The organism is uncultured Chitinophaga sp. (genome assembly GCF_937898475.1).
In the GTDB taxonomy this organism is placed as follows: Bacteria; Bacteroidota; Bacteroidia; order Chitinophagales; family Chitinophagaceae; genus Chitinophaga.
In genome coordinates, this window is the sequence record NZ_CALEJS010000026.1 from 90,283 (window position 1) to 106,796 (window position 16,514).

The following is a 16,514-nucleotide window of genomic DNA, read 5'->3' on the forward strand; positions in this document are numbered from 1 at the left end:
TATGATGCTGAAAATATTTCCATACATACTTGCGCGTTACGCCGCGCTGCCATTTAGTACACTGGCCAATTCGCATCTGACCGGCGTCCCTGCATATACAAAGAAGGCGGATCAATTGCAGGCTACCTTCCTGCAGCAGAAAAACGCGCTTTGTGATCTCCTTTTTACGGCTATCAGCCAGCAAACGGATCACATAGAAAGACAACGCCTGCTGCAATTAAAACGCGATATCTTTAATGACAAGATGACGTTTCTCCCCGCAATATCCGGCAACGATCAACTGCTGGAAGCGTTGCAGGTATACCATGATACATGTATACAAAAGCAGCAGCTGCAGCAGGAATGGGAGGCCACATTCAATGCCCACCTTCGCCAGTTTCGGCAGCAGTTACAGACCTTTACACAGCAAGAGCTGCTGCGTAAGGGAATTCTTTTATCCAGTCCTGTGCTCTATTCGCAGCTGGATAGTTTTGCCGCTGCTGATCCGTCCACTTTCCGCAACCGCGAACTGAAAAATGAGTATAGCCTGCTCCGTTATCTCAGCCGTATGGCGGCCAAAACATCGCCTTTCAGCACTTTTACCTATACTGGTATTGCCAGTCCGGATGAAACGCAAATGCACTTCCGGCAGCCGGCCGTACATCAGCAGATCCACAGTGGTATACGGCTCAATAACGCATTGTTCACTTATATCCGTACGCTGATGATCCACCATCCGGTACTGAGTGATATACTGGAAGTACGCTTAAATGGGACGGCCTCCCTGCGGGAGGAGCAGCTGTGTTTCCTCATCAATTACTTCAACGTGGAAGCCTTCCAACGTCTGCCCGCGCGCAACCTGCCGCTTTGGTTGTATCATTTTCTCCGGCAGGAACAGCAAAGCTTTACACTTGCTGCACTGCTGAATATACTGTCAGAACAGCTGCCTGATACGGACCGTCAGAGCATCAAGGCGTTTGTACTCAAACTCGCAGGCAGCGGTTTCCTGGAACTGGGTATTGGTTGCTCCGGGGTAGATCCCGCCTGGGATAGCGCCCTTTCTGATTTCCTGCAGCCGCATATACATCACCCTGCCATCGCCTCACTGTATCAGCTGCTGCAAACACTGGCTGCACAGAAAGCCGCCTATTCCGCCGCGGTATCTCATCAACGGCAGATCTTATTACAGGAAACTGCCGCTCTGCTGAACCAGTGTTTTACCAGCCTGCAGCAGGAAGCCGGTTTACCGGCGTTTGTAACTGCTGCTGAACCCAATCCGGCTGCCTTTGAAATGAACCAATTTTCGCCCCGGCATTTTGCTCCACAGGACATTTTTTATGAAGATGCCACCACGGCAACGCATGAGCATTTGCCCGCTGCAGCCCTCAGCGCCTTCATTGAAAAGGCTGACTGCCTGCTAAGCCTGCTGCAGCCCGCAGATGCCCTGCAGGAAGAGCGGATACGCATGCGCAACTTTTTCCTGCAGCACTATGGGCCAGATCACGGGGAAAATATCTCCGATTTCTATCGCGCTTACTTTCTACACGAAAAGAAAGCTGCTTTGGCAAGTCAGCAGGGGCAAGGCAGGCGCCCGTTAAAAGTGATGGACATTCCCGCTGCACTACAACTCACCCTGGAACCAGCACAAGTCAGTATGCATGTACAGGGATCTGTGCCTGCTGCCTCTACCGCAGCCCGCGGCCTCTTTGTACAGTTTTACAATGAGCTGCAGGAGGGAAAACCGGTGCTGCATGGTGTGATTAATGCACCTTTGCCAGGTATGGGCAAGGTGGCCGGACGCTTCCTGCATCTCTTTGATCCGGCTGTGACCAACACCTTCCTGGAGTGGAACACCGCCCTGCATCCTGCAAAAATGCTCATGGAATTGAATGACGGCTCTATCTTTAACGCTAATATTCATCCGCCGCTGCTGCCATATGAAATTGGTATGCCGGGCGGTAGTAACAACTATCCGCCGCCACGCAGAATACCGCTCCGTGATGTACAGGTGCGCTACAACCCCGAAACAGATTTGCTGGCATTGTATCATAGCAGCGGGACCGAAATATATGCCTATGATCTCTGCCTGGAGTCTTTTTACAATCGCTCACACTTTTACCAGCTGCTGGCGCACTTCAATACAGACCACCGTCTTCCTTTGCGTCAGCTGATCGCTGCGGCAGATCAGCGACATGCACAGGACTTTACTCCCGCTGCGGCCATACAGTTAAAGCCGCGGATCGTGTTTGAAGGAACGGTAATACTCCGCAGAAAAGGCTGGCTGCTTAACACTGCATTGATCCCTGTACAGGCGAAGAATGAAACGGTTGCCGCTTATTTTATCCGCCTGCACCACTGGCGCGAACAGCATCAGCTGCCCGAACATGTTTTTCTTTTCCTCAGGTCACCCTACATACCCGCTGTGCCGGATAAGCCGGGTAAATTACAGCGGGACGATTACAAACCACAATATATCTGCTTTAGTCAGCCACTGCTGGTTAGCCTCTTCAGAAAGCTGATCTCACGCGCAGGAGCATACTGCTACCTGGAAGAAATGTTACCGCACGCCACCCACCTGCAAATGCCCGATGCGACGGTGGCTGAATACATGTTGCACTGGTATAAATACTGACATATGGAAAACACCTGGTTGTCTGCCCACATCTTTTACAATGGTCACCCGCATCTGCTGTTAAATAACCTGGTATCGCCTTTACTGGAGCGCACCGGTTACAGCGCCTTCTTTATCCGTTACTGGGAAAATGGCCCCCATATCCGTTTGCGTATGCAGGTGGGTATCGATGAGCTTGGGAGACTCAAAAAACTGCTGACTGAACATTGCAACAGTTTTTTTGCATATTATCCTGCCCTCCACCGCCATGATGCATTGCAATTTATCCCTTACCAGCCGGAAGTGCAACGATATGGCAACCTGCAAAGCCTGCCATGGGCAGAACGGCAGTTTGTTACCTCTTCCGTATATGTATTGCAACATCTCCGGAATGCATCTTCCTGGGATGATTCTATAGCTCTTCTGCATGCCATCCGGCTTAATATGGCGCTGTTGTTCGCCTTACACGAGGAGCCCGCGTTTACCCTGCATTGCTGCCGTAATTTTATAAAAGCCTGGATAACCCGCTTGTTTGATCCTGCCAGCGATGCGAAGGAACAGGAACGGCGTTATACCGCGCTTATGCAGTCCCGCTTTGAGGTGCATGCCGCTACCCTTACTTCTGCCACTGCCAGGCTCTGGGAAAGCATGGAGCAGGAAAAGGCAGAACCGGCACTACAGACCTTCATTTACCAGAACCGGGAAATAGCAGCGCAATATCGTAAGCTGGGTTTTGATGCCAACCGGTATAGTGGGATCATTGGCAGTTTTATGCACATGGGGCACAACCGCCTGGGTGTGTCCAATCTCGATGAAGCCTACATCATGTTCTTTACCTTAAAATGCATGGAGCGTATTTATGCACACATGGGCGCCTGAAGACAAACAGACCGTTGAAGCAGCATTGTTTCATATTACAGACAATTTGCTGCATACTATCAGTCCGGATAACATTCATACCCATCTGGAGACAGGCGGTAGTCCCGGTCTGTTTAACGGTACCAGCGGTGTGATCTTATGCTGCCTCCGCCTGTATGAATGCTACCGGGTACCGGCCTGCCTGGACGCCTGTGAATCCGCAACGGCAGCGCTTTTGCAGCACCCCGCCGTATTACAGCAGGAGTATTTTACCTTGTATACCGGCGCTACCGGTCTGTTATACCTCTGCATCAGAATGTATGAAGTCACCGGCAGGAGAAGCTACCTGTCACACGCGCTGGAATTATTAAAACATTACGAGCAGGGCATCCTGGAGAAGGTGGTACAGGATGATCTTATCAGTGGCCACGCCGGCAATATTTTCCTGCTCACCCTCCTGCATGCACATACAAAACAGGATCACCTGCTCACGCTCATACGGCGGCTTACAGATACCATGATCCACCAGGCCAGGATTGCCCCGCAGGGCTTGAGATGGGGACATGTAAAACGCGCTTTTGATGCTTTGACAGGCTTTTCACATGGGGCTTCCGGCATAGCTTACGCCTTGCTGCAGGCCGCAGCGTATTTTAAGGATGAAGGTCTATACTATCTGGCGAAGGAGGCGCTTGCCTATGAAATGTTGTATTATGACGAACTTACTGCCAACTGGCTGGACCTGCGTCTTACAAGTACACGTGTAAGCGATGATGACCTGTTACGTTGGGGACCGTCTGTTTTCCGCAAGTATGCCAGTAATGTCAACAGCTGGGCACATGGCGCCGCTGGTATCGGTCTGGCCCGACTGTGTGCCTGGCAGCTGACAGGTGAAAATAGCTATAAAGAACATATTGAGTTCATTATCCAACGTTGTCTGCAGGACCTGCAGGAATTAAAGCGTGGCGACTTTACACTGTGCAGCGGTTATGGCGGTGTAGCCGCCTTCCTGTCATATGCAGCCGTAGCATTACACCGGCCTGCATTGCATATTCCCGTACGGCAAACGGCGCTCGCTGCGGTGCGCTATTATGAACAGCATGGTACTTATAACAGTTATATCCCCGGCAATAACAACGATCCCGGTCTTTTCTCCGGTATGGCAGGTGTGGGTTACCTGCTGCTGAACGCTTTGTTCCCTGGTAATAAGGACGCCGTTACCCACCCGGTCATTCCTTTTTCCACTCATACAAGTTCGCTTTACCAGCCAGGCGAAGTGAAGATGCAGCTGTTTTCCCGGTATTATAAAAGCACCCTCTCTTTTTTACAGCTGGATGTGGCAGATATGCCTGCAATAGACAATATACAGGCATTTGAAGCACTGCTGCAGCAGAAGATAGTTATGCTGCCACACGATGAGCGCCTTAAAGCGCAGGAGGCCTGGGTATTTGAACAAGGCACTGCCAGTCTGTGGAAACAACACAAAGGCCTGCTATACTATACACAGTACAATGCACTGCTGCAGCGATCCAACCAGTTACTGCCGGATGCGCCTGATGCTCAACTGCTGCAAGCTACCCTTGTTCCTGCCGCTGAATGGCGGCTTTGCAGCTCTCCGTCTGATTTACTCTCCTGCTGTAACGAAAGTGGTGTTATAACTTTTCCTGTTGGAAAACTGACCATCATGCTGCTGAATATGATCAGCCCGGAAAACACATTGCAGGAAATTATCCGGCAGCTGTTGAATCGTCATTTCCGGGATGCTGATGATGCAGCGCAACAACAGGTGGTAAAGGCGGTGATCGGGCAGGTCAGCGCTTTGCTGGCCCGGGGCCTGATCACCGGCGCTTAACTTCCTTATACCGCTATCTCCGTGAAATGAATGCATGAAGCGGAGGCATTGAAAAGGGGGCTGCCCCTGGACGGAACAGCCCCCCGAACGGGAGACAGTTTGTGGACTTACGCACAAATGATAGTAGTGCACAGATGGCCTTCATCATCTGTTGCCAGCGTATGCGTAGGGTGGCTTTGACCTGCCAGGCCGCCGGCCAGGCGCATATTCATTTCACTGTCAATGCTGGTAACAAAGCTGTCAATTTTCAGATCATCGATGCTCAGTCTGAGCTGGTTTGCTTGGTTCTCTTTCATAAAATAGAGTTTTTAGAGTGTAAACGCCTACTTATTCCGGGGTTTCGGCATTATCCCCGATTGCAATCCTATTTTCGCTTGTTATTATGCCCCTGCAACCTCAGCCCCACAAATGTCTTTACTGATAAAGGTGCTCCTTCTACGTAGTAATAACTCTTCACCCCCGGGTAAATAGACCCTACCAGTATATCTCCACTGGAGAAATACCGCTTGTTGGTGATATTATCCGCCACCATCCGCACATACCACTTTCCCGCATCATAGGACAGTCCGGCGTCAAACTTCGTATACCCTTTCAGGTACTCATCCCTCGTATAGGTAGCCGTTCTTGTAACAGTACTTTGTCCGGCGCTGATGCTCAATCTCGATGACGCCTGCAGGGGAATACTATACTGGATCCAGCTGTTGATGGTTTGCTCCGGTATGTAGGCCAGCCGTGCTCCTTCATTGTCCTTATTGGAATCCTTGCTTGTAACGGCATGCGTGTAGGCATAATTGGCAGATACAGACAAGCGGCTGGATATTCTTCCTATTGCGTCCAGTTCCACACCGGTACTGGTTGCCTGCCCTATCTGTCTTCTGTATCCCCTGTGCTGCAGGTCGGTAACCAGCAGGTTGTTCTTAATGATCCGGTAGGCAGATACACAAGTGCTCAGCCGCTGTTGAAACCATTCCCGTTTGGCCCCCAGCTCAAGGCTGTTGCCCCGCAGCGGTTTAAAATCATTGCCTTCAAAATCTGCTCCCGGTTGTGGAATAAAGGATTGGTCGTACAGTGCATATACGGCTGTTTGCACTCCGAGCAGGCGGGTAATGCCCAGGCGGGGTGAAAACGCCGTTTCATCTTTCAGTACCCGTCTTGCATCTGTTGTAACCGGTGTGTTCAGCGTAAATCGTCCCCCGTAGTTCAGCAGCCAGTTGCGGTAGAGTTTTGTGGTAGCGTAAGCAAATGCAGACCACCAGCCATTCTCCCGCAACAGCAAAGTAGCTGTGCCCAGCATACGAACACTATCGGTAGACAACCCGTATTGCGGATGCGTTCTGTCAAACGTAAAACTGTGCTGCCCATATGCATTGGAATAATTGTCCTTGCTATAGTTGTAGTCAACACCTGCCACCAGCCGGTGCTCCATATGTTTCCCGCTGTTCAGCTGCCCGTTCACATACACCTGCGCCGCAGCCACCCGGCCGGTAATGCTGTTGAACACAGGCATACGCCTGGTAATATTGGTGCTGTCAAAATTTACAGGTGAGTAATTGTCTGACAGCAGGTACCATGTCTCAGCAGGTGTAATACTATATTTTGACTGCATAGAAAGCTGCCAACGCGCATTGAAGCGGTGAGAGAGCAAAAGCCGGAAGTTTTGCGTTTGTGTAAAAGACTGCGGCAGTCCCGGATCGCCTGCATAATTATTGCCTACCCGGTCTTTCAGCACATCGGCATCTGTACCTACTTTGGTGACACTGCTGCCGCCGGCAGATGAGATGCGGATCAGGTTGTACTCGGCCAGTACATAAGTAGCCGGACCAAAATTATACTGTATCACTGGCGCCGCCACATATTTCTTCGTCTTAATAAAATCCATGAAGCTGTTTTGCTGCTGGTATGCCACATTCAGGCGGTAGGAGAGGCCCTTTGCCTGCATCACACTCCCGATATCTGCAGATGCCCTTAGCAAACTGTAACTGCCACCGGCAATTTCCAGTTGCCGTACGGGTTGCTGCCGCGGCGCTTTGGTGGTAATATTCATGCTGCCGCCGGGCTCTCCGGATGATATCAGGAAACCTGCCGGTCCTTTAATGAAATCTACCCGCTCTATGATCGCTGCATCTTCCGACAGTGTGCTGAAATCACTGCGTTGCGGCATGCCATTCACATAGGTGGCTGCGCTGAACCCACGCATCAGCACAACGGTAGAAGCATCAAAAACAGAGCTGTTATAGCCGAATTTTATCCCGCTGGCATTGCGGGCAATATCTTTCATTACCAAACCGCCCTGCTCCCGTATCAGATCACTGGTCACCCCCACAATATGCTGAGGTGTTTCCAGCAGGCGTCCCTGCAGGCGCAGTACCGGCGACATACTATCTGCCTTCAGCGTTCTTTTCTTTTCCAGCACTTCAATTTCCCGCAGGCGTTGTCTCCGCAGGCTATCGCCTTTATGTTGAGCGTAACTGTACATTGTTGCGCCGCATAAGCAAACCAGTATAGGTAAGGATTTCTTCATGGTATGAACGGTTTTATTTCAGACTTTTAAATTTCAGAACAATCATCCCGGCGCTCAGCCATCCCATACCCAGCAATAACAGGTAGATAATTCCCCTGCGCCACTGCGCCGGGCGCCTGCGGTCATATACAGGGGTATAATCAGGGAGCGCCTTATAAGTGGCAGCAGTAAACAACTGATCATTGAAATGCAGGCGGTAAAAGAAGTGCTTCCATTTATCTCGGAACTTTTCTGTCTGCTTGCGGAACAAGTCATAATCTGCTGCATCTGTACGCGCAATGCTGTTCAGCAGGGCCTGTGCATATACGGCCGGATTGTAGCGGTAAGAAGCAATTACCGCCTGCATGTTGTCCTGTTGCGCAGTGGCTTGTGCATCAGTAACCCGCTGCATCCGGCGGTCTGTCAGCTCATAATAGGCCATAGCACGTCTGCCGCCGGCGCCGCCTGTATCATAGGCATGTTCGTTACGGTATTGCGGATACGCGGCGTAAAAACTGTCCAGTAATTGTTTTTGTGGCAGCTCCCATGTTTCCCATGCTATTGCTCTTTGCAGGGAGGCATTAGCGGCTGTCTGGTCTGTGTAAGACTGGTTCGCTATGAACCGGAACGCTGCGGGGATAACTATCAACAGCAGCAGCCAGCTTGCCAGCATAGAGATCAGGTTTACAGTGGCAGGCGCATTCCAGGAGAGGATAAACCATATGAGCGACATCCAGCATGCTGTGTAAGCGCCGCACACCCCTAACCAGGCAGGCAGTTCCCGCCAGGTGGAATGGCCGTCGGCAGGAGCAATTAGTATCCCCGCTATGCTCACCACTATAATCCCTGCCACCAGGATGAAGTAGCGCAGCAGCAGGCGTATCAGCAGGATGCGGGTAAGGCTGCCATGTTGTACCAGCAGCAGGGGCAGGGTGCCTTGCTCTTTTTCCTGCGACAGGAGGTCATAACTAAGACAAATGGCAAAGAGGGGTAACAGGTAAATGAACAGAAAGGCCGCATCAAAATTTCCCGACAGCAACTGCTCCGGGTTATTTATCTTCTCCTCTGCCGGTGCGTATCCGCTTCTGACACTGACGGGGTAGTAGTAGCTGGCAATATCACTCATCCCGATAGACAGCAGAGATAAAATGCCTGGCTGGTGATACACGCTGCGATGCAAGCGGAAATCAACCACTGCAGGATAAGTAGCTGCCGTGTGGTCTGCCTTGCCCTTCGGCGTGCTGGTGTCTGCTGCCAATTGTGCGTACAGCTTTGCATATTGGTGGCGGTAATCAGCCTGCAGACTGTCAAGTGTTGCGCGTTGCGATAATGATACACTGCGTCCGTATAATAGCGCAATGGCAGCAGCTGTAAAAAACAGGCATGTCAATACGGGTAATACGGCACTACGCGTCAGCTGACGAATGTCTGCCAGCAGCACTTGTTTGATGAAGGACAATATGTTATAGGAACGTTTCATAACCGGCAGCAATCTTTAACAGTAGAAAACTTAGCGGCAGCCACAGTAACAGCGATAACAGCTGCCATACCTGGCCGCGTAATACGGTGAATGTATCTGGTGGATGATAATCAAACTGCGGCGTCGCCATGTAGAAGTTCTCATCGGCTTTTCCCTTACTGGCAAGCTGCATATTCAGCCGCCGGATAAAATCATTACGATACCGCCGTGCACTCGTATCAAAATGCCAGTGATGCGCATAGTCGGTGCCGCATAACGTCATTGAAATACTGCGTATGGCCAGGTACGGATCTGCCAGGGCAACATAGCGGGTAATACTATGCTGTAATCGTATAATGCTATCCGTTGCTGCGGCATATTTATCATATACCAGCTGCGCATAGTCTTCATTGGCCTGCATACGAATAGCGTCAAAGTTTACCGGCAACTGGCGCTCATCGCTTACCTGGTATTGCTTTAATACGCGCTCCCTGAGTTTTTCCATGCGTTCTTCCCTGGGGTCATCACCATGAATGCCCATACGGATCGCCTTTTCTATTTTCTCCTGCAAAGCATGTTGTGAAGGCAGCGGGTGCAGGCGTTCCCCAATGGCTGCCGTAAGCCTTGGTGCTATCACATTCCACAACAGCCATATACCTGCTAGTATAATGAGCGACTGCCGGCCGTTCCTGGCGCCCGCAGATACTGCCATTCCCAGTAGCAGGAATATGCTGCCATAGCAGGCATAGCAGATAACAAGTAATAGTATCCTGGCAATGCTTACAGGAGTGCTGCCACTTAACAGCAAGGGTGGAAGGTATAGCAGCAGGCCGCACAGCAGCATGCCATTTACAAGCGCCAGGTGCAATACTGCTTTGCCTAGCAGTATTGCGGCTTTCCCGACGCCCTGTAGTAATAACAGCCGTAAAGTACCGGAGGCCTGTTCCTGTGTATAGCTGTTGTAGCAATAGAAAAGTATGAACAGCGGGAAAAAGAGCTGCAGCACACTTGCCATAGTAAGGTTGCCAAAACGCAGGTATGCATCTGCCGGGCGCAGGGGAGGAGTGGCCATACTATGTTGTATATGCGCTTCCACACGCATGGTGTACCCGCTGATATCATCCACTCCTTTATCAAAACTGCTCAGCGTAGCCAGCGGTTTAAAGAGGTAGGTGCCGAAATGCGCAGCGCTGTGCGGATCGCCGGCTTTCAGCTGCTCCCATTGCATGCGGAAATGTGCATTGGCACTGTCGCGTTCCAGATGTAATCGCGATTGTTGTATGCAACCGGCAGTAAAAGCAATACCCAGCAGTACCAGTAATGGAAACAGGGTAGCGGCCAGCGTCTGGCTGCGAAGGGCCATCCGCCATTCTTTGAGGACTAATATTTTAAGCATGGTATTATAGTGCTGCGGTCATGTGTTCCATGTAGATGCTTTCCAGCGAATAGTGATCTATGGCAGTTGCTTCCATTACTGTCAGCAGGCGGCCTTCTTTCATGATACCGATACGGGTGGCGATCGCCCTGGCATGGTACAGGTCGTGCGTGGCCATCAGTACCGCTCCTCCTTCAATACTGAACCGGCGCAGTAATGCAGAGAATTCATAACTGGCCCTTGGGTCCAGGCCAGAGGTTGGCTCGTCCAGCAGCAGGGCGCCAGCCTTCTTAGCCATGGCTATAGCAATACTTACTTTTTGCCGCATGCCTTTGGAGTAAGTTTGTACCCGGCGGTGTATGGCCGTTTCCTGTAAGCCGCTATCCAGCAATAGCTGTATATAACGGTCTTTTGTAAATGCCTTTCCACCCAGCGCGTGAAAGAACTGCAGGTTTTCCAGTCCGCTCAGATAAGGGTACAGCATAACGGTTTCGGGTATATAGGCAATATGCCGCCGCGCTTCCTGCCGGTGTTGGGCTACATCAATACCGTTTACCAATGCGGAGCCGCTGCTGGGTGTAATAAATCCCAGGAAGCAATTGATGGTGGTGGTTTTACCGGCGCCATTTGGCCCCAGCAGGCAGAATATCTCACCTTTGCCAACCTCCAGGTTAAGCGCGTGCAGCGCAGTATGCTGCCCGAAATGCCGGGTCAGCGCAATAGCTTGCAACATAACTTACATGAATACAGTTTCGATGAAATGGGTTACAGTGAAGAAAGTATGCTTATAGCATTACAGCGGGAGGTCCTTTGTTGGCATGCACGTATACCATGCCGGGGTAAGCGGGCGAAGGGCGGAAGGTGTAAGTAATATACTGGCAGGATAGCAGCGGCAGCGCAGCAGTAACGGGCGGTAGCTCCGCGTCTTTTGTCAGGTGATAATCACAGATGGCGCAATAATGGGCAGCTGCAAGATGATGCCCCTCAACGTTGGCGGTTTTACCGGCTGCGTAATCATGGCGGTGCAGGGCCTTCACTCCCTGCACAAAGAACAGCACCGCCATTAAGGCAATGGCTGTTAACTGGTGAAAGAGCAGTGAAGGTTTATTGCGCATAACGCAAATATAATTACAACTTGTGTAAAATGTAACGGTGTTGCAAAAAAAATATTTAAAATAGGCGGGCCATGCCTGTTGCGTATCGGTAGGACGCGCAGCGGCATAGCCCTTTATATGATCTGCATGTATGGCTGATGCTGATTCCATGAGGGCAGCGCACAACATCTGTGCCATGGCCACCATGGCGGATTGTATGTATTTTATGACAGAAAAAAATGTCAGTGCTGCACTTTACTTTGAAATTTTGACATTTTTCCGGCCTGATCAATATGCGGGGCAGCAGTCATGTTGGATATTACAGGAGGTCTTCTTCTTTGATAAGATTATGCTTCAGTGCAAATACCACTACACCGGCGGTATTTTTTACATTCATCTTTTCGAGGATGCGGGTACGGTGGCCTTCTACCGTACGTTTACTGAGGAATATCTTTTCACCGATCTGCTGTGCGGTACATTGCTGGCATATCAGCTTGATGATCTCTTTTTCGCGCTCGGTAAAGGTGATCTTTTCCTTTTCGCGTCCGGGGTCAAACCGGCTTTTTACGATCATGGCGGCCAGCTTGGCAGAGGTCTGGCGGCAGTAGAAGATATGGTCGTCGTTCACCTGTGCAATGGCATCCAGTATTTCTGTTTTATCTGCATTCTTCAGTAAATAACCTTTGGCGCCTGCTTCGAGCATTTCTACGATCAGGTCTTCTTCATCGAACATGGAAAGAGCAATGATCTTCAGTTCCGGATATTTCTGCAGCATGATTCGGGTAGCGGCTACGCCATCCATCCGGGGCATTTTCAAATCGGTCATGACAATATCGGCAGGGGTGGTTTCCAGCAGCTCAAGCAGCTCTCTGCCATCAGATGCCTGTCCTACCAGGCGGATATCTTTTTGTCTGGAAAGCATTAACGCCAGCCCATCTCTAAAGATCTCATGATCATCTGCTATCATTAATCTGATTTGTTGCTCCATTGTGTTCCGTGGTAAATAATAACAGTAGTAACTTTCAAAAGGCCTTCGCACATCGCAAGCAATAAGGATATCGGGGTAATGGTGCCTCTTCCGCAGTAAATATACAAATTATCGGTTTTTCTCAGGCCGGTATTTTTATAAGATAGTGTGTGCCGTGTCCGGGTGTTGACTCAATAGCCAGCGAGCCATGCATGATGTCTGTTCTGATCTCCAGGCTTTTCATGCCCAGGCCGGTGGACGTGCTTTTTGCTTTTCTTACGTCAAAGCCGGCGCCGTCTTCGCGGATCAAAACCAGCAACACGCCATCGTCCTGGCTGAGCGATATCTGCAGTTGTTTGGCTTTGGCATGTTTAAGGGTGTTCTGCACTATTTCCTGGATAATGCGGAATATGTGGATGGCTTTTTCAGCAGGTACCTGTATGTTTCCTTTTGTACGCAGGTCAATGGAAAGCGGTTGTTTTTCGCTGATCTGCTGGATGAATTCACGGGTGGCTTCTACCAGTCCTTTACGCTCCAATGCGTTGGGTAGCAGGTTATGGGAGATCTGCCGCAGGTTGGTGATGGTTTCGTCAATATAACGGCTGGATTTCTCGATGATATTTTTATCGTGTTCACTATGCGTTTCTATACTGTTCAGGATCAGTTTAACGGTAGATAACAGGGGCCCTGCGCTGTCATGCAGGTCGGTAGCGATGCGTTTGCGCTCGTTTTCAAGGATGGTGATCTCCGCCGTGATCCGGTCTCTCTGGAGTTTGATATAACGGCGATGGTAAAGGATAATGGATACAACAAAGTAAATGATGATGATCGCTATCAGCAAAGAAACAAAGATGGTAGTATAAAAGATTTTATCTCCCATTTTTTTGAGGTTTGATCACTCGAAGTGCCTGTCGAAATAAAGGTCGCTCTTTTTTTTCGGGATTAAAAGGACCGCAACGCCGTACAACAAATTTACGGAAGCATTGATATAACCAAACATGCTGATGATACTGGTGGCAAAGCTCACCGCATTATCTTTCTCTTTTCCCAGTACATAATAGGATGCCTCATATATGATCTGGTAGACGAAGTATACAATGAAACCCAGACATATCAGGAACTTTGCATTCCTGGACAACTGGTTGTTTTCCTGTACGATCATGAAATTGATCTCATTGATGCTAAGTAACACGATAACAAAGGAATACGCGCCTTTGAAGAAGGGAGAGAATTCTTCAATTTTTGAGAAGAGAACGTTTTCTGTCAGCCATAGCACAAGAAAGAGTGTCAACAGGATATAGAATAACCTTTGTTTCCGCTGCAGGAACCCCCAGCTGCGGAACAGGTACAGGAGGATGATAGATTCGATAAGCGAGTAGATATTGACGGTAATGGCGTTTTTGTCATGAAGAAAATGAATACAGATAAAGCTGATGACCTCCGAAGTGAAGGCCATCAGTAATAAGAGTATAAAGGGGTAGTAACCTGTATTGATCTTATTGAAGCGTGCCACCCCGATTATTAATGGAATTGCCACCGTCTCGCTTAACAGGAAATTGAAGACTTGGTTAGACTGCATCTGGTCGGCATAAGGTTAGAATGAGTATAATTCACTTGCCATGCAGGGTGGGGGATCACAGCGTTGACCGTTCTCCATTACCTGTTTCTGTATCCGGCGCGCACCTGCGGTGGCACTCTGTATGCCGGGTACATGAATAGCTGCGTCACGTTTTACGTCAGGATCAGCGGTTACCAGCTCGGTAATAATGTCCTTGCCATTGGCATCGGTAGGCACCAGTATCAGCCTTACTTCTCCTCTGCTACCTCTGCCATAATATATCCGTATGCCCTGGGCGCCCGGTGCATTGAGTAATGCTGCGAACGCATCTCTGTTAAAGGATTCTGCTGCAGGTAACTGGAGGATCGTATCTACATTGTTCTGGGTCCTTTCTACTATCTTCCTCAATCGTTCTTTAGCGGTTCTGAATTCCCTGATCAGTATCCTGGCGCTGTCTGCAGGCAGTACATGTATCTGTGCCTTTGCAGTATCATAGGGAATGGGACCGCCTGGTTTGGGAGGAGGGGGCTGGTGACATTCACTGAATAGTAAAATTGCCATGGATGCAATCGCATAAGCAATGAGCTTGTTTTTCATTTTATTGAGGTTTTTTGGTGAACTGAGCCGCAAAATAGCCGAATTGCCCGACACCCCTTTTCGTATAACTGCGGAAAAAAACACGTATAAATACCTGATCTTTTTGCGTGTTATTCCGCTTGTTCCCCGGGCCGGCTTATGGTAATTTTGTTTTCATGAATATGGCACCGATCATCTCTGCATATACGTTTAATAACCCCAAAATGTAACGGCCACCAGCCGTTATCACTGTTTACGCCTTTGTTTGTTGGCCCACCTTTTCTCCCATGCAGCTCAATATTAAGCTATTTCCAGGGCAAATATTTTATTCTATTTATCGAAATATTTCGATTTGTAAATTAATTTCCTATCTTTGCATCATGGATCTCAACATCGAGAAAGCAGCCAATGCGTTATCAGACAGGCATCGCCTGACTATCCTCCAGGAGGTGGCCAGGAACTGCAATGTTGCCTGTGGCGATTTTGAGCGGCTCACCGGCCTTTCACAACCGGCCGTTTCCCACCATGTCAAGATCCTGGTAGACGCAGGCCTGCTATCGTCAGATAAAAACGGCAGGCATGTACAACTCAGCGTAAATAAAGTCATGATGAGACACCTGTCTAACTTCTTTCAGCAATTCAGCTGAGCTTTTTTTTGCGCTAATCTATCGAAAACATTAAATACATCAATATATAATCCAGATTAAATTGTCAACAAAATGAGTCAGTTACAAAACAAAGTAGCCCTGATAACCGGCGCTAACAGTGGTATAGGTTACGCCACCGCCGCCGAATTCCTTGCCCAGGGCGCTAAAGTGATCATTACCGGCCGTAAAGAAGCCGCAATAAAAGAAGCCGTGGCTTCCCTCGGCAATGGTGTAGAAGGCTTCGTGGCTGATCAGAGCAAGCTGCAGGATGCCGAAGCCCTCGCTAAACACGTAAAGGAAAAATACGGTTCAATTGACATCCTCTTCGTTAACGCCGGTATCGCCCCAGGTTCTGCTTTCTCTGATGCAAGCGAGTCCCATTTCGATGAGGTGATGAACATCAACTTCAAAGGCGCTTTCTTCACTACCCAGAAGCTGCTGCCGGTATTGAAAGACGGCGGCGCCCTCATCTTCCTGTCATCCGTAGTGGCTAACAGCGGTTTGGTCGGTATGGCTGTTTACAACGCCAGTAAAGCAGCGCTGAACTCCCTGGCCCGCACGCTCACCCATGAACTGGCGCCACGCGGTATCAGGGTAAATGCAGTAAATCCCGGCCCAATCAGAACGGCCATTCTCGCTAAAGACGGCCGTACCAGCGCCGATGCAGAGGTGCTGTATGATCAGTTCTCAACGGTCGTTCCCTTGAAACGCATAGGTAACTCCGAAGAAGTAGCCAAACTTGTCACCTTCCTCGCTTCTGACAATGCCACCTACATCAGCGGCGCAGAAGTGAACATTGACGGAGGGATGGGAGTAAACCCGATCATGTAATAATAAGTACAGCCATAAGAACTATATCCCGTGCCCTGCATATCGCAGGCACGGGTTTGTTACTGATACAATTTTACCCTTCATCAAGTCCACCTCAGGTCCACCTTATGTCCAGCTCACCTTCAGTTCTACAAAGGGTTTACTGGCCGCATACACCTGATATGCTCCTTGGGTTAATTTAGTATAAGCTTAGCAAGCGTTTAGTAAGGG

General features: G+C 49.7%; 15 protein-coding genes. 5 read left to right on the forward strand and 10 right to left on the reverse strand.

What is annotated here, in order from left to right; all coding sequences use genetic code 11:
- Nucleotide 1 precedes the first annotated feature (1 nt).
- From Q0577_RS17645 to Q0577_RS17655, 3 genes are read left to right on the forward strand one after another with little or no spacing between them, the layout of a single operon-like run.
- On the forward strand, nucleotides 2-2,611 hold the full coding sequence (locus Q0577_RS17645) for a lantibiotic dehydratase (RefSeq protein ID WP_298738497.1): 2,610 nt from the start codon (nucleotides 2-4) through the stop codon (nucleotides 2,609-2,611).
- Nucleotides 2,612-2,614: 3 nt separating this feature from the next.
- On the forward strand, nucleotides 2,615-3,469 hold the full coding sequence (locus Q0577_RS17650) for a thiopeptide-type bacteriocin biosynthesis protein (RefSeq protein ID WP_298738499.1): 855 nt from the start codon (nucleotides 2,615-2,617) through the stop codon (nucleotides 3,467-3,469).
- Nucleotides 3,450-5,297 (forward strand): lanthionine synthetase LanC family protein, encoded by a 1,848-nt coding sequence (locus Q0577_RS17655; protein WP_298738501.1) that lies wholly within the window; start codon nucleotides 3,450-3,452, stop codon nucleotides 5,295-5,297. The genes Q0577_RS17650 and Q0577_RS17655 overlap by 20 nt, the downstream gene beginning before the upstream one ends.
- 107 nt (nucleotides 5,298-5,404) lie before the next feature.
- Here Q0577_RS17655 and Q0577_RS17660 read toward each other — a convergent pair whose 3' ends face one another.
- The 10 genes from Q0577_RS17660 to Q0577_RS17705 form a co-directional block, all read right to left on the reverse strand.
- Entirely contained in the window at nucleotides 5,405-5,593 is a 189-nt protein-coding gene (locus tag Q0577_RS17660; RefSeq protein ID WP_298738502.1) for a pinensin family lanthipeptide, read from the reverse strand.
- 68 nt (nucleotides 5,594-5,661) lie between these two features.
- Nucleotides 5,662-7,818, reverse strand: a complete 2,157-nt coding sequence (locus Q0577_RS17665; protein ID WP_298738504.1) for a TonB-dependent siderophore receptor — start codon at nucleotides 7,816-7,818, stop codon at nucleotides 5,662-5,664.
- Between the two features lie 13 nt (nucleotides 7,819-7,831).
- The gene (locus Q0577_RS17670; protein ID WP_298738507.1) at nucleotides 7,832-9,277 is read right to left on the reverse strand and encodes a DUF3526 domain-containing protein; all 1,446 of its coding nucleotides are present in this window, start codon (nucleotides 9,275-9,277) and stop codon (nucleotides 7,832-7,834) included.
- Complete coding sequence (locus Q0577_RS17675) at nucleotides 9,261-10,652, reverse strand: DUF3526 domain-containing protein (RefSeq protein WP_298738510.1); 1,392 nt, start codon at nucleotides 10,650-10,652, stop codon at nucleotides 9,261-9,263. The genes Q0577_RS17670 and Q0577_RS17675 overlap by 17 nt, the downstream gene beginning before the upstream one ends.
- Nucleotides 10,653-10,656: 4 nt before the next feature.
- Nucleotides 10,657-11,364, reverse strand: a complete 708-nt coding sequence (locus Q0577_RS17680) for an ABC transporter ATP-binding protein (protein WP_298738511.1) — start codon at nucleotides 11,362-11,364, stop codon at nucleotides 10,657-10,659.
- A 52-nt stretch (nucleotides 11,365-11,416) separates the two neighbouring features.
- Entirely contained in the window at nucleotides 11,417-11,746 is a 330-nt protein-coding gene (locus tag Q0577_RS17685) for a hypothetical protein (RefSeq protein ID WP_298738514.1), read from the reverse strand.
- Nucleotides 11,747-12,044: 298 nt separating this feature from the next.
- Nucleotides 12,045-12,713 (reverse strand): response regulator transcription factor, encoded by a 669-nt coding sequence (locus Q0577_RS17690; protein WP_298738516.1) that lies wholly within the window; start codon nucleotides 12,711-12,713, stop codon nucleotides 12,045-12,047.
- Between the two features lie 121 nt (nucleotides 12,714-12,834).
- Nucleotides 12,835-13,572: an ATP-binding protein gene (locus Q0577_RS17695; RefSeq protein WP_298738519.1), complete on the reverse strand. Its 738-nt coding sequence runs from the start codon at nucleotides 13,570-13,572 to the stop codon at nucleotides 12,835-12,837.
- A gap of 15 nt (nucleotides 13,573-13,587) precedes the next feature.
- Nucleotides 13,588-14,271, reverse strand: a complete 684-nt coding sequence (locus Q0577_RS17700) for a hypothetical protein (protein WP_298738522.1) — start codon at nucleotides 14,269-14,271, stop codon at nucleotides 13,588-13,590.
- Between the two features lie 15 nt (nucleotides 14,272-14,286).
- A complete protein-coding gene (locus tag Q0577_RS17705) occupies nucleotides 14,287-14,847 on the reverse strand; it encodes a hypothetical protein (protein WP_298738525.1) in 561 nt (186 codons plus the stop codon).
- Nucleotides 14,848-15,206: 359 nt separating this feature from the next.
- Between Q0577_RS17705 and Q0577_RS17710 the strand changes: the two genes are divergently transcribed.
- Both Q0577_RS17710 and Q0577_RS17715 read left to right on the forward strand, forming a co-directional pair.
- Nucleotides 15,207-15,473 carry a metalloregulator ArsR/SmtB family transcription factor gene (locus Q0577_RS17710; protein ID WP_298738527.1) on the forward strand — a complete coding sequence of 89 codons (267 nt, stop codon included), beginning with the start codon at nucleotides 15,207-15,209 and terminating at the stop codon, nucleotides 15,471-15,473.
- 72 nt (nucleotides 15,474-15,545) lie between these two features.
- Nucleotides 15,546-16,304, forward strand: coding sequence for a glucose 1-dehydrogenase (locus tag Q0577_RS17715; protein WP_298738529.1), 759 nt, complete (start codon nucleotides 15,546-15,548; stop codon nucleotides 16,302-16,304).
- Nucleotides 16,305-16,514 lie beyond the last annotated feature (210 nt).

Bases quoted from the DNA above. Each gene is read 5' to 3' on its own strand.
- Q0577_RS17645 (WP_298738497.1), top strand. From the start codon at position 2: ATGATGCTGAAAATATTTCCATACATACTTGCGCGTTACGCCGCGCTG.
- Q0577_RS17650 (WP_298738499.1), top strand. From the start codon at position 2,615: ATGGAAAACACCTGGTTGTCTGCCCACATCTTTTACAATGGTCACCCG.
- Q0577_RS17655 (WP_298738501.1), top strand. From the start codon at position 3,450: ATGCACACATGGGCGCCTGAAGACAAACAGACCGTTGAAGCAGCATTG.
- Q0577_RS17660 (WP_298738502.1), bottom strand. From the start codon at position 5,593: ATGAAAGAGAACCAAGCAAACCAGCTCAGACTGAGCATCGATGATCTG.
- Q0577_RS17665 (WP_298738504.1), bottom strand. From the start codon at position 7,818: ATGAAGAAATCCTTACCTATACTGGTTTGCTTATGCGGCGCAACAATG.
- Q0577_RS17670 (WP_298738507.1), bottom strand. From the start codon at position 9,277: ATGAAACGTTCCTATAACATATTGTCCTTCATCAAACAAGTGCTGCTG.
- Q0577_RS17675 (WP_298738510.1), bottom strand. From the start codon at position 10,652: ATGCTTAAAATATTAGTCCTCAAAGAATGGCGGATGGCCCTTCGCAGC.
- Q0577_RS17680 (WP_298738511.1), bottom strand. From the start codon at position 11,364: ATGTTGCAAGCTATTGCGCTGACCCGGCATTTCGGGCAGCATACTGCG.
- Q0577_RS17685 (WP_298738514.1), bottom strand. From the start codon at position 11,746: ATGCGCAATAAACCTTCACTGCTCTTTCACCAGTTAACAGCCATTGCC.
- Q0577_RS17690 (WP_298738516.1), bottom strand. From the start codon at position 12,713: ATGGAGCAACAAATCAGATTAATGATAGCAGATGATCATGAGATCTTT.
- Q0577_RS17695 (WP_298738519.1), bottom strand. From the start codon at position 13,572: ATGGGAGATAAAATCTTTTATACTACCATCTTTGTTTCTTTGCTGATA.
- Q0577_RS17700 (WP_298738522.1), bottom strand. From the start codon at position 14,271: ATGCAGTCTAACCAAGTCTTCAATTTCCTGTTAAGCGAGACGGTGGCA.
- Q0577_RS17705 (WP_298738525.1), bottom strand. From the start codon at position 14,847: ATGAAAAACAAGCTCATTGCTTATGCGATTGCATCCATGGCAATTTTA.
- Q0577_RS17710 (WP_298738527.1), top strand. From the start codon at position 15,207: ATGGATCTCAACATCGAGAAAGCAGCCAATGCGTTATCAGACAGGCAT.
- Q0577_RS17715 (WP_298738529.1), top strand. From the start codon at position 15,546: ATGAGTCAGTTACAAAACAAAGTAGCCCTGATAACCGGCGCTAACAGT.